This window comes from Streptomyces sp. AC558_RSS880 (assembly GCF_019049255.1).
Taxonomy (GTDB): domain Bacteria; phylum Actinomycetota; class Actinomycetes; order Streptomycetales; family Streptomycetaceae; genus Streptomyces.
Genome location: NZ_JAGMUJ010000030.1, coordinates 1 through 12,084 on the forward strand (window position 1 = coordinate 1; position 12,084 = coordinate 12,084).

Sequence of the window (12,084 nt, forward strand, 5' to 3'; positions counted from 1 at the left end):
CGACGCCGGCGTCGACCGAGCGGTCGAGGCGTTGTGGCCGCGGCTGGTACCCGGTGACCTCGTGAAGATGCTCCTGACGGACGCCGGCGCTCTCGCCGAGCACCTGCCCCGCCTGACCGCGCAGGAGCGGTCCCTTCTGCTGCGCGGTCCGGACGCCCCGTGGACCGATGCCGATGTGCCGTTGCTGGACGAGGCGGCGAGCCTGGTCGACGGCCCCCCTGAGCGGACGTACGGGCACGTCGTCGTCGACGAGGCGCAGGAACTGACCGCCATGCAGTGGCGGATGATCGTCCGCCGCTGCCCGGCGAGGGCGATGACGCTGGTGGGCGACTTCGCCCAGGCAGGCCCGGTCGCGACAGCACGCGACTGGAAGGAAGCACTGAGCCCCCACGTCGGACCGCGGTTCAAGCTGCACCATCTGACCGTCAGTTACCGCACCACGCAGGAGATCCTGGAGAGCGTCCGGGACCTGCTCACGCGGATCGCTCCGGACCAGAAGCCCACACGGTCGCTGCGAAGCGGTGAGAGCCCTCGCACCGTGACCACACCTCCGGACGGGCTGGTCACCTCCGTCGTTCGGGAACTCCGGGCCCAGAGCACCGCGCATCCGGGCGAGCTTCTGGGAGTGATCTGCGCGGACACCAGGGTGAGCGAGCTGACGGCCCAGGGCGTCGCTCCCCACGCACGCATCGTGCCGGCGTCCGAGGCGCGCGGCCTGGAATTCGACGGGGTCGTCGTCGTGAACCCCGAGGAAATCATCACGGCCCGCCCTGGCGGGGAAAGGGACTTGTACGTAGCCCTGACCCGGGCCACCAAGCGCCTCTGCACCCTCACCGTCCAGCCCGCCTGACGGCTCGGCGCCCGCGGCGACGCCGCGGGCGCACCCGGCGCCGCCCGCTGGCGCAAGAGCACCTACAGCAACGGCGACGGCGGCGACTGCCTCGAGGTCTGCGACGCCCACACCGCCGTAGTCCCCGTCCGTGACTCCAAGGTCCCCCACGGCCCGGTCCTCACCATCACGGCCCCGGCGTGGACGTCGTTCGTCGCGTCCCTCAAGTGATCCAAGGTCAGCCGCGCTGGTTCACCGGAAAGACGGCCGCCGGGTCGCAACGCTTCGGGCAGGCCAGCAGGTAGACCTCGTTGCCGAGGAACAGGAAGTAGGCGTCGTCCCGGATGCTGTGGGGCTGCACCGGAGCCCCGGGGTGGACGCCGAACTCCTGAAACTCCGGCATCTGGCAGACGAACGCCATCTCCGCGCCGCACGCGCACCGGTAGTGCTCGGGGTACAGCGCCCAGGCCGCCGTACCACCTACCTTGAAGAACATGGTGAACGGTCCGTGCGTGGCCACGCAGGGCCGCAGGGCCAGCGGCAGGGCGCGTACGGTCGGTTCGGGTTCCGCTTCCGGAATCCCCGGGTCGCGCTGGAGCAGCACCCGCCAGAACGAGCCCGGGAACGGCGGCTGCGGAGCCTCCCAGAACCGGGGCACGAGGCGGTCGTCGACCGCCACCGGGTTCGACGCGCTGTTGTGGTGGGCGCACTGGAACACCGACAGGTGTTCTCCGCCGAAGAACTCGATGTCGTCCGGCAGATCCAGTTGGAAGAACAGCGCCATACGTTCGCCGCAGAAGCACCGCGGCCACTCCTGGTCGTCGTCGAAGTAGGGCCATCCGCCGACCGAGTTCCGGGCCGGCCGGTCCAGCGGCTCGGTACCGATCTCGATCTCGTACTCGCGCGGAGGCGCCCACTCCTCCAGTCCGTCCTCGCTCACCGGTCGGTGTCCAGGCGGGCTTCGAAGACCGTCCGGCTGATGAGGGGGCGGTCCCACAGGGCGAGGAGTTCGTTGGCGAGGTCGAGGATCGGCAGCGGGTGCTGTTCGCCCTGCACCTCGATGTGGGCCGCCGACAGGCTCCGGGGGACGGCACCGGCGTCGAGCAGGACACGCCAGTCCTCGGGGCCGAGACTCAGGTACTCCAGACCCGTCAGCCCGGCGATCTCCAGGGGGTCGGCGAGCGTGCCCGGAATGGCGGTGAGGGTCCGCAGGCGGGGAAGCCCGACGACCGGGGCGAGGCTGACCGGCTCGCCCTTCCGCCGGCCGATGCCGAGCACCTCCAGCTCGGGACGGGCGGCGGCCTCCACACTGTCCAGGTAGTGGATGTTCACCCGGGCCACCACCGGCGGGTTGTCCGCGTCACGGTCCTGGTGTCGGCCGTCGGGGCGGTTGATCACCATGTCGGTGAGGGACTCGGCACACAGTCCGGCGCCGATGGTCCGCTCGTGGTCGATCACGATGACCTGCCCGGTGTGTCCACCCGGGCCCGGCGTCAGGTCGAGGGCCAGCCGGTCGCCGCCCCCGTTGTCGCCGAAGACGATCCAGCCGGGCGAGCCGACGAGGCCCTGCACGGCGGCGTCCGGGGCGGTGACGACGGCGTCGTCGGCAGCGAACTGCCAAGGGCAGGGACGGGAGGCCGCGTCCGCTATGTACAGCCCGTCCAGGGAGAAGAGCTCACAGCCGACCGCGTCGCTGACGCGTTCCTGCGCCTCGTAGTCGCCGCTCCAGTCCTGCCACCGCGCCCGCGTCACCCGGTAGAGCGCCTTGAGCTCGTCGGGCAGCGCGACACCGAGGCGCGCTTCCGCTGCGGCGATCTCCTCCTCGGTGGCACCGATGGCGTCGGGAAGCCGCTCGCGAAGAGTCCGCTCCAGCAGCGCCGGGTCCGCCGACGGCGCCGGCGCAGCACCCGGCACCGCCTCGGGCAGGCGCCGCCAGGGTTCGGGAACGGCGCCCTCGACCAGGAGCAGAGCTCCCAGGAAGGGGCTGACGACGCCGTACTCCACGGCAGGGCCCGAGTCGACGACATGGAGCAGCGACCTCCCGTCCGGCGCCGTCTCGACCACGTACGACACGTTGTTCACGCCGTCGGCCCGGAGGGCGTCCTGTACCCGTTCCACGGCGGTGAACTGGTCCTGCATGTCCGCCACCTGCAAGGCTCGCCCCGGCTCCGGTCGCGGCTGCGGCGCGGGCAGGGTCCAACCGCCCAGACCGATCTGGCCCGTGAAGCAACCACCCGGCGCGGCAAGCTGCTCCGCGTGGGAGTCCCGCACCAGCCGCAGCAGCGGCTCCCAGGTCGCGAGGTCATGTATCGAGGACAACGGCACTCTCCGGTCGGTGGGTGGTCGAGGGCAGGGAAACGACGGGTCACGGCGGGGCAACTCAGTCGCCCGAGTGTCCGAAGATGCTCAGGTGGGCCGCCTCCGGGATCCGGGCGTGATCATAGGGTCGCCCACTGACACGGGGTGGCGCGGCCGCTGGACGGGGCTCCGACCGTTCAGCTCAGTCGATGCGGTCGCTCAGGCCCAGTACCTCGGGGGAGTCACTCGGAAAGCCCCTGGGCATACCGGGTACGTGGATGGTGCGCCGGTACACGCCGGTCAGGAATTCGACAGCGCCGACCGGGAATTCCGACCAGTCTCCGTTGTCTCCGCGCACGACCACCGGCCATGCGTCCGGGTCCGCGGGACTCGTCCTCCAGTAGAAGGAATCCCCTGAGTGCGACTCCCCCCAGGAGAGCAGGCCTCCCGGTTGTGGGAAGGGGATGTAGCCGTGGGTGTCGTCCCTCTCGTACAGATCGTGAAGGACCTCGTCCTCCCTGGACTCGGACGCCCACAAGGCCTCAGCCCCGGGCCGGGGAACGGACACTGTCAGGAACCCGCCGATGACCAGGACCGGATACGCCTCCGCCAGAGAGCGGAAGTCCGAGGGCAGTGCCGACCCGAGCTCCGCCTCGAGGAGAGCCCAGTTCACGCCGCGCTCCCCATGAACACGCCATCGTGTCATCGACGGCAGTACGGCCTCCAGCTCTTCGATCCTCAGCATGTCGCCCGCCGATCCGCGTTGTTCTTGCCCACCGTGGCCGGCGGGCACTCCAGTGACGTTCTTGCCGTCGAGTGCGCAGAAAGAATCATGAGCGTCATGGAATGGTTCCCCCGGGCCGACGACCGCGGACGACCTGGTGCCGGTGACGGTGACGGTGCCGGGACGGTCGGCCGAGCGCGAGGACGTGGCTGAGTGTTCCGCGTTTCCCTGCGCTCCTGGTCGATCCTCGCCGTGCTCGTCGTGGGTCTGTTGGTACTGACGTATTCCGCCACAACGCCCGAGCCGCGCGCATCCGCGGATCGGCAGCCCGCTGCCGAGCCGTTGCGGGACAGTCCGCTTTCCGCCGGCGGCACGGCCCAGCTCTCGAAATGCGGGATGGACGAATGGCCGCGCCCGGAACCGCGGGGGGAAGGGGAAGGTGAGGGGAGCAGGGGCCCACAGTTGGTGCTCACCAGCTGGGGCTACCACGACCCGGGGTCGAAGACGCCGGGCGAACCCCGCTTCACCGTCCACGCGGCCATCCGAACGGGCGACCGCCCCCTGGTACTCGACGCACCGGTGGCCGAAGGCCGGGTCACGCTCGATCTCTACGGCCCCCACGGTGAGGGCGTCCGCGCATCCGCCCGCGGTCTCACCGCGACCGTCGTGGACAGCGGTTTCATGGGCAAGCCTGTGGACGTCCCGGCATCCGGCCGTTTCCGTGTCGATCCGGGCGAGGAGTTGCTTCTGGACGTGGAGTTGCCTGCCGGGGCCGTGTGTCCGGGCCACAGCCTGCTCGACGTCAACACGTGCTCGCCCGAGCACACCAACGACGTTGCGGACTGCCCGGTGCTGACTCTCACCCTCACCGACCCGGCGATCCGTGCGTACCGCGCCGAGACGACAGGCGACAGCGCCGCCGGCTCCTTCAGCGACCGGCTCGTCGCCGTTTTCCTGGAGCCGGATGCCTCCCGGGTGTGAGCGGGAGCTCTCCGAGCAGCTCCACGGCTCAGTCGCCCGAGTATCCGAAGACGCCCAGGTGGGTCGGCTCGAGCCGGTCATCGGCGTAGAGGAGGACGTACACACCCGTCCACCGCACACGGCACTCGTCCAGCAGGGTCTCCGTAAGTTGTCAGGCGGTCCGGGAGGGCCGGATGTGGCTGAGTAGGGCCTGCCAGTAGTGGCTAGCGAGGAGTGGCTAGCGAGGAGTGGCCGTCCCCTTCGACAAGAGGGGTGCGTTCTGGCCACTGCCGTCACGAGCTCGCTCGCCGTACCATTTCGTGATTCGAGCCATTCCCAGGGCTACCCCCCATTCAGCCGGAGCCGTTAAGTTCTTAGCGAGGGTGAGGCCCCTGAGCAGGGCTGGGACCACGGATGCGGTCCATGACCGGGATGAGCTGAGGGGCGGTACCCCACTGTCCCGCCATGATCAGGGCGGCCAGCGGACGACAGCCGCCGTCGCTTGGCAGGTGGATTTTCGTTGTGAGTCCGCCCCGTGACCGGCCGATTCCCCCATACCGGTGTCAGGGAAGCCAGTGTCGGGCACGCTTGCGGACGGTGACATCAAGGGGAAGGGCTCCGATGCGCACGAGGACGGGGAAGGGCGCCGCCCTGGGCATGTCGGCGGTCGGGGTCGCGATGCTGCTGTCCGGCTGCGGCGGGGGCGGTGAGAGTGAGGAGGAGCGCACGGACAAGGCCCTGAAGGCGATTCTCAAGGAGTACCGGCCGCGCTTTGAGCAGCGACGTGCGGCTCTCGCCGCCGCCGCTTCGCACGTGCCCAAGGAGAACCCCGGCAAGGACTCGTGCGACAGAGTGCTGGACCCGCAGCCGGAGTTCCACTACTTCGACCACAAGTCCCTTGTCCTGGACAGCTACAACAGCCCCGGCCAAGGGGGCAATGTCGACATAGCGCTGGCGAGCGAGGCCGGCGCCCCGGAGCGGATCGCGGACAATCCCGGCTGGAGGCTGGGCAGGTTCGCAGTGGCGCCAGGCTGGCTCATCCGCGGCATGTGGATCACCGGCCCGCAGGGTCCGTTGGGCACCCATCACTTCGAGGTGACCAGCCAATACGGCTACGAGCCGTACAAGGGCGTCGAGAAGGACCCCGCCAAGCGGCTCAGGAAGATCCTCGACGTCGGGCTGAACAAGAGCTACGCCCTGCTGTTCCGCGTGACGACCTACCGGGACCCCGAAGCGAGTGAGTACGAAGCGGCCGTCGTGAAGGCGGACGTGTTCCTTGCCGACTTGGAGAAGGGTGACATCCCCTGCCGGCTCACAGCGTCCGGCCATCCGCTCTTCGTGGAGGGACGCTGGTATTCGACCACCCCGTACGAAGACATGCAGAGCTCATTCCAACAGGACATCAGCGGCAAGCTGAGAGCTCTGACTCGCAGTTGACCACTGTTCACACCCCCGATCAGCGTCTCGCCGGATCAGCTCTCTCCGCAGAGGAACTCCACCCAACGGCTTTGAGGGCTCAATAGGGCAGCGATGCCGACCGTGTCGTTGGCGGGGCCTGTGCCCTCGCGGCCAACTAGCTTGACTTCTCCATGGAGACTCCTCGGGGCCGGGCGGGAGCCGGTCGGCCGTCCGGGCGTGGTCGAGGAGTGCCGCGAACCGGACCGGTGCCGGCCGACGCCTCGCGGGCCGCGCGTATCCGTACGCCGGTCATGTGTGCAGGTACACCGTGCGTTCCGGGCCGGTCCGGTGGGTGATGACGCCCGCGTGGTCCCGGTCCCGCAGGTACAGCGGGTCCGACTCGTCGCCGGCCCACCCGTGGTCCTCGGCGAAGACCCGGACACCGGTGACGCCCCCCTCGGCGGAGGAGGCCGGGCGCAGCCCGCTGCCGGAGACGAAGTCCGGCAGCGCCGAGCAGGGCATCCGCAGCACGGCCGCCATCGGGTACGTGTCGTCCGCGGACCACGCCCAGTACCCGACGACCTCCGCCGTCGCCGGCACCCGGAGCCCGTGGTCGCGGAACGCCCGGTCCGCGCTCACATCGGTGATGCTGCCCGGGAAGGCGCCCGGGAAGCGCCGCTCCGGTTCCCCGCCGTACGAGGCGAACGGGCTCGGCACCCGCGTCCAGACGATCACGACGAGCACCAGATGGAGGAGGCACAGCAGCCGTGCGGTCCTCCACCGGCGCGACACCCCCGCGGTGAGGGCGAGGGACAGGGTGGACAGGGTCAGGCAGAGGAAGGCGCCGGCGGCGGTGTCGGGGTCGCTGGTCGGAGTGTGCTCGGCGCCCACGGCGGGAAGGGCCAGGGCCAGCGTGCCGACCGCGACGGCGTACAGGCCGACGGCCAGGAAACCGCGCAGCCACAGGCCAGTCGTTGCCGTCACCAGGCTCCTTCCGCCATGTCGGGCCGACGCCGCCACGGATGCGGCGGACGATTATCGGGCACCGCGTCGCCGCCGAGTCAACCCGAGGGGCACACCGTGCGATGCGGATGTCCGTCCGGCCGGGGTGGAGGTGCGGCGCCACGCCGTCGGAAACCCGCCGCGACGCGCGGTGTGCCGGTGTACGCTCCCGATCTTGTACGACCCGAACGGCTGTTCCCCCGTTCCGCGGGTGAGAACGGCCTTCCGTGCGGGTCGCCGACACAGCCTGTGGGGGGCACAGTTGAATACAGCACGACGATCCAGACGCCTCGCGGCCACCGTTCTCGCCGCCGCACTCGCCGGGACCGGACTCACCGTCGCCGTCGCGCCCGCGGCGCACGCGGCCGCATCCGACAGCGTGGCCAAGCTGCCGTTCACCACGTACTCGGCGCTGGCCGTCGACAACGTCCATCAGCGTGTCTTCCTCGCCGACGCCAACCTCGGCTCCTCCAGCAACACCGGGCAGATCGCCGTCTACGACTTCACGGGCGTGCGCGTCTCCACCATCACCCTGCCGTACCACGCCTCCGGCCTGGCGCTCAGCGCCGACGCCGGCACCCTCTTCGCCGGGGACCGCTACCGGCTCTACGCCTACGACACCACCACGCTCGCACTCAAGAGCACGGCCAACGCCAACAGCGACTACTGCGGTCGGGAAGTCGTCGTCGCGGGCGGTAAGCCTTACTACACCTCGCAGGTGGCCGACCCTCTCTCCCAGTGCTCCACGGCCACGTCCCACATGGACACGGTCGTCAACGGCGGCTGGCAGCGCACCGGCTGGAACGACTCCGGCAAGCTCCTGCTGGAGGGCGGCCCGAACGACACGTTCGTGATGGGCCAGGGGGTGCTCAACTCCTCGGCGCCCAACCCGTTCGTCAGCGTCTTCGACGGCAGCGGAGAGACCCCCGTACGGAACGCCACCCGCCGGTTCGCCGACAGCGCGGGCAACGGCGCCCTGAACCTGAAGGACATCGCCGTCTCCCCGGACGGCACGAAGGTCGCTCTCGCCGACGCCTCCGCCGGCACCCGGTTGCTGAACACCGGCGACCTGTCGGACGACGCGAACGGTTACCAGGCCCTGCCCACGGGCGCCACCGCCAGCTCGGTCGCCTTCAGCGGCGACGGCACGTACATCGCACGCGGCGCCTCGGCCACCGGCGCCACCCCCGACCTGCTGGTCCAGCCCGCCGACCCGACTGATTCCACCGCCCCGCTCGAGTTCGTCTTCGAGGGCAGCCAGGACGGCGACCGTGTCGCGCCGCGCGGCATGGAGTGGTCGGCCGACGGCTCCCGTCTCTTCGCGGTCACCACCAACGCGGCCGGCAACCAGTACTGGCTGCACATCGTCCAGCCGCCGGCCGTCCAGTACGACAGCCGCTTCACCGGCGGGCTGACCCACAGCCAGGCCACCGCCGGCGAGCCGCTGGCGGTGCGCGGGAAGCTGGAGTTCGACGGCCCGGCCCCCGCCGAGCCGCTGAAGGTCACGGCGACCCGCACGGACGCGAACGGCACGCACGAGCTGGGCACCGCGACCGTCAAGGCGGACGGCACCTTCACCGTCCTCGACGAGCCGGACCTGGTCGGCGACGCCACGTACACCGTGTCGTTCCTCGGCGACCTCACCCACCGCCCGGCCACCGACGTCACCCACACGGTGTCCGTCGGCAAGGCGGCCAGCTCGATCGCGCTCACGGCTCCGGCGGAGGCGTCGATGAGCACCGGCGTCCGGATCACCGGCACGTTCGCCGCGCAGGGCAAGGCGCTGCCGGAGCGGGCCGTGCTGAAGGTGGAGCGCGCCGACCGGCTCGGCACCGGCACGTTGTCGTCGGTGACGGTCGCCGCCGACGGCACCTTCACCATCGACGATCTGCCGCGCACCCGGCGCGAGACGACCTACACGGTCAGCTGGCCCGTCGACGGTGGGGGATGTGTGGCGCCCGGTCCGCGCGTCGCTGCGGGTGCACGCGGACCGGGGCCGTCGGGGGGAGCCCCCGTGGGGGCTCAGTGGGAGGACGCGAGGGCGCGCGGCTCCAGGGCCGCGGTGTGCGCGTCCATCCGCTCGGCGGCGAGGATCGCAGCCGCCGTGTCGGCGCGGGAGGCGGCGACGACCAGGGCGCGGCCGGCGAGCGCGTGGGCCCGCCGGTGCAGGGCCGCCGCGTTCGGCTCGCGACCCGTCGTGGTCGCCGACGCGCGGGCTGGCGTACGTCCTCCCCGCAGGCGGGTTATCTGCCCGGCGAGCCGCTCGGCCGCGGCGTCCAGATCGGCCGAGGGGACCGCCGCGCGCAGCTCGTCGGTGACGGCGAGCAGCGCGGCGAGATGCCCCGCGAGCTGGATGTCCAGCTCTTCCTCACGGGAGCGGTGGGGGAAGTCGTGGGGGGTGCCGGCCATCGTGCTGTGGACCGACTTGGCACGGATCGGTTCGTACATGGATGGCCTCCTGTGATGCAACAGGAAACCATCCTAGCTTGGATTCAGTCTAAAGTTGAGTCGTTCATAAAAAGGATGTTCGCGAAAGGTCTCAGGGCTGGCCGTAACCGTCCAGGAAGCGGGCGATCCGCCCGACCGCGTCCCGCAGGTCGGTGACCGACGGCAGGGTCACCACCCGGAAGTGGTCCGGCTCCGGCCAGTTGAAGCCGGTGCCCTGGACCACCATGATCTTCTCGCGGCGCAGCAGGTCGAGCACCATCCGCCGGTCGTCCTTGATCTTGAAGACGTCGGGGTCGAGCCGCGGGAAGAGGTACAGCGCCCCCTTCGGCTTCACACAGCTCACGCCCGGGATCTGGGTCAGCAGCTCGTACGCCGTGTCCCGCTGCTCGCGCAGCCGCCCGCCCGGCAGCACCAGGTCGTTGATCGTCTGGCGTCCGCTGAGCGCCGCGACCACGCCGTGCTGGCCCGGCATGTTCGCGCACAGGCGCATGTTCGCCAGGATCGTCAGGCCCTCGATGTAGGAGTCGGCGTGGGCGCGCGGGCCCGAGATCGACATCCAGCCCACCCGGTAGCCGGCCACCCGGTACGCCTTCGACATGCCGTTGAAGGTGAGGGTGAGCAGATCGGGGGCTACGGAGGCGGTGGGGATGTGCTTCGCGTCGTCGTAGAGGATCTTGTCGTAGATCTCGTCCGAGCAGACCAGCAGGTTGTGGCGGCGGGCGATGTCGGTGAGGCCCTTGACGACCGCCTCGTCGTAGACCGCGCCGGTCGGGTTGTTCGGGTTGATGATGACGATCGCCTTGGTGCGGTCGGTGACCTTGCGCTCCACGTCGGCGAGGTCCGGCATCCAGTCGGACTGCTCGTCGCAGCGGTAGTGCACCGCCGTGCCGCCGGAGAGGGAGACGGCCGCCGTCCACAGCGGGTAGTCGGGCGCGGGGACGAGCACCTCGTCGCCGTCGTCCAGCAGGCCCTGCATCGCCATCACGATCAGCTCGGAGACGCCGTTGCCGATGAAGACGTGCTCGACGTCGGTCTCGATGCCGAGGGTCTGGTTGTGCATGACGACCGCCCGGCGCGCGGCCAGCAGGCCCTTCGCGTCGCCGTAGCCGTGTGCCGTCGACACGTTGCGGAGGATGTCCTCCAGGATCTCGGGCGGGCACTCGAAGCCGAACGCCGCCGGGTTGCCGGTGTTCAGCTTGAGGATGCGGTGACCGGCCGCTTCCAGCCGCATCGCCTCCTCGAGCACCGGGCCCCGGATCTCGTAACAGACGTTGGCGAGCTTGGTCGACTGGATCACCTGCATGCTGGGAGCTTACGGCCCGGTATGGACCCTCGGACCGTGTTTTCCGCCACGTGAGACGCTCCGATTCGGATGGTTTGTCCGCTCACTGTCCTCGGAGCGCCCCGCTTCCCTACAATGCGCCGCCATGTCCATCCCTTCTCCGTACGCCGATGGGGGGAACGGCACGCCGGCGCCCCAGGGTCCGCCGAACGTGTACCTCCCGCAGACCGCCCCGCCCCCGGAGTACGACGCGTACGTCGACCCGGCGAGTGCTCACGGCTGGCAGAACGCGTACGACGAGACGCGCGAGCTGCCGTCGGTGGGGGAGCAGGACGCGTCCTCCGTACGAGGGGAGGACGGGCCGCGGCCCGGCGTGCCCGGTCCCCGTGAGGGCGGCGTGGCCGCGGACGGTGCGGGACGCTCGCGCCGGGGCTCGGGCAGGCGCGGCCGGCGTGCGGCCGGCGCCCGGCGCTCGCGCCGCGCGGTGGCGGTCGCCGGAGCGGTGGGCGCGGTGTCGGTGGCGGCGCTGATCGCGGGGTTCGCCTTCTCGGGCTCGCCGTCCGGCGTTTCCGGCGGCAAGGGCGGCCGTACGGGACCGACGGCCGGGGAGGCCGGGGAGGCCGGGGCGTCGTCCGGGGAACCGGGTGCGTCGTCCGGGGAGCCGGGCGCGTCCCTTCCCGCCGGGGAGCCGTCCGCCGGCGGCGGCCCCTCGGCCGGTCGGGGCTCCCCGGGGGCGAGCGTCCCGGACGAGGACCGGAAGGGCGAAGAGGACCCGTCCGGCGGGATGTCGGCCGAGCCGTCGACCGAGTCGTCGGCCGAGCCGTCGACCGGCACCACCACCGCACCGGCGGACGACCCGACGGTGGCTCCCCCCGTCACCACGGAGCCGGGCGACCCCGACCCGAGCGACTCCGACGACCGGCCGGGGAGGGGGCAGGGGCCGAAGTGGTCCAGGTGACGACCGCCCGCCCCTTCATCCCCTCCGCCCCCTCCGTCCATCACCTTCACACGGACTCTCCCCGCGCCCGTCGCCTCCGCCCCCGCCCCCTCGGGGGACCCTGATCACGCGACGAAGCTACCGGCCGGAAACAAGTCCTTGTCCCCTCGCCGCTCACGTGCTGACAATGCGCATGACAATTCTGT

Annotated in this window: 9 protein-coding genes and 4 pseudogenes; 6 read left to right on the forward strand and 7 right to left on the reverse strand. The window is 70.9% G+C overall.

Annotation, left to right across the window (positions count from 1 at the left end):
• Both KUM38_RS11875 and KUM38_RS11880 read left to right on the forward strand, forming a co-directional pair.
• Positions 1 to 850: pseudogene (locus tag KUM38_RS11875) on the forward strand (ATP-binding domain-containing protein); the annotation flags it as partial.
• A 27-nt stretch (positions 851 to 877) separates the two neighbouring features.
• A pseudogene (locus KUM38_RS11880) lies at positions 878 to 1,060 on the forward strand (DUF397 domain-containing protein); the annotation flags it as partial.
• A gap of 7 nt (positions 1,061 to 1,067) precedes the next feature.
• Here KUM38_RS11880 and KUM38_RS11885 read toward each other — a convergent pair.
• The 3 genes from KUM38_RS11885 to KUM38_RS41785 all read right to left on the reverse strand — a co-directional run bounded on the left by KUM38_RS11885 (position 1,068) and on the right by KUM38_RS41785 (position 3,872).
• A complete protein-coding gene (locus KUM38_RS11885) occupies positions 1,068 to 1,769 on the reverse strand; it encodes a hypothetical protein (protein WP_308408951.1) in 702 nt (233 codons plus the stop codon).
• Positions 1,766 to 3,148 (reverse strand): SMI1/KNR4 family protein, encoded by a 1,383-nt coding sequence (locus KUM38_RS11890; RefSeq protein WP_217129298.1) that lies wholly within the window; start codon positions 3,146 to 3,148, stop codon positions 1,766 to 1,768. Before KUM38_RS11890 ends, KUM38_RS11885 begins: the two co-directional genes overlap by 4 nt.
• A 181-nt stretch (positions 3,149 to 3,329) precedes the next feature.
• Entirely contained in the window at positions 3,330 to 3,872 is a 543-nt protein-coding gene (locus KUM38_RS41785; protein WP_254397055.1) for an SMI1/KNR4 family protein, read from the reverse strand.
• Between the two features lie 231 nt (positions 3,873 to 4,103).
• Here KUM38_RS41785 and KUM38_RS11900 point away from each other — a divergent pair, with 231 nt between their 5' ends.
• Positions 4,104 to 4,832, forward strand: coding sequence for a hypothetical protein (locus tag KUM38_RS11900; protein WP_217129299.1), 729 nt, complete (start codon positions 4,104 to 4,106; stop codon positions 4,830 to 4,832).
• Between the two features lie 368 nt (positions 4,833 to 5,200).
• Here KUM38_RS11900 and KUM38_RS43570 read toward each other — a convergent pair.
• Positions 5,201 to 5,359: pseudogene (locus KUM38_RS43570) on the reverse strand (IS5/IS1182 family transposase); the annotation flags it as partial.
• Between the two features lie 73 nt (positions 5,360 to 5,432).
• Between KUM38_RS43570 and KUM38_RS11905 the strand changes: the two are divergent.
• The gene (locus KUM38_RS11905) at positions 5,433 to 6,248 is read left to right on the forward strand and encodes a hypothetical protein (RefSeq protein ID WP_217129300.1); all 816 of its coding nucleotides are present in this window, start codon (positions 5,433 to 5,435) and stop codon (positions 6,246 to 6,248) included.
• 270 nt (positions 6,249 to 6,518) lie between these two features.
• Here KUM38_RS11905 and KUM38_RS41795 read toward each other — a convergent pair whose 3' ends face one another.
• The gene (locus KUM38_RS41795) at positions 6,519 to 7,193 is read right to left on the reverse strand and encodes a hypothetical protein (protein ID WP_254397056.1); all 675 of its coding nucleotides are present in this window, start codon (positions 7,191 to 7,193) and stop codon (positions 6,519 to 6,521) included.
• A gap of 280 nt (positions 7,194 to 7,473) precedes the next feature.
• On the opposite strand from KUM38_RS41795, the pseudogene KUM38_RS43575 reads away from it, so the two are divergent.
• A pseudogene (locus KUM38_RS43575) lies at positions 7,474 to 9,150 on the forward strand (Ig-like domain repeat protein); the annotation flags it as partial.
• 83 nt (positions 9,151 to 9,233) lie between these two features.
• Here the strand turns inward: KUM38_RS43575 and KUM38_RS41800 are convergent.
• The gene (locus tag KUM38_RS41800; protein ID WP_254397081.1) at positions 9,234 to 9,659 is read right to left on the reverse strand and encodes a hypothetical protein; all 426 of its coding nucleotides are present in this window, start codon (positions 9,657 to 9,659) and stop codon (positions 9,234 to 9,236) included.
• Between the two features lie 91 nt (positions 9,660 to 9,750).
• Positions 9,751 to 10,962, reverse strand: a complete 1,212-nt coding sequence (locus KUM38_RS11920; RefSeq protein ID WP_217129301.1) for a pyridoxal phosphate-dependent aminotransferase — start codon at positions 10,960 to 10,962, stop codon at positions 9,751 to 9,753.
• A gap of 124 nt (positions 10,963 to 11,086) precedes the next feature.
• On the opposite strand from KUM38_RS11920, the gene KUM38_RS11925 reads away from it, so the two are divergent.
• Positions 11,087 to 11,899 carry a hypothetical protein gene (locus KUM38_RS11925; protein ID WP_217129302.1) on the forward strand — a complete coding sequence of 271 codons (813 nt, stop codon included), beginning with the start codon at positions 11,087 to 11,089 and terminating at the stop codon, positions 11,897 to 11,899.
• Positions 11,900 to 12,084: the final 185 nt, after the last annotated feature.

Bases quoted from the DNA above. Each gene is read 5' to 3' on its own strand.
- KUM38_RS41785 (WP_254397055.1), bottom strand. From the start codon at position 3,872: ATGCTGAGGATCGAAGAGCTGGAGGCCGTACTGCCGTCGATGACACGA.
- KUM38_RS11905 (WP_217129300.1), top strand. From the start codon at position 5,433: ATGCGCACGAGGACGGGGAAGGGCGCCGCCCTGGGCATGTCGGCGGTC.
- KUM38_RS41800 (WP_254397081.1), bottom strand. From the start codon at position 9,659: ATGTACGAACCGATCCGTGCCAAGTCGGTCCACAGCACGATGGCCGGC.
- KUM38_RS11920 (WP_217129301.1), bottom strand. From the start codon at position 10,962: ATGCAGGTGATCCAGTCGACCAAGCTCGCCAACGTCTGTTACGAGATC.
- KUM38_RS11925 (WP_217129302.1), top strand. From the start codon at position 11,087: ATGTCCATCCCTTCTCCGTACGCCGATGGGGGGAACGGCACGCCGGCG.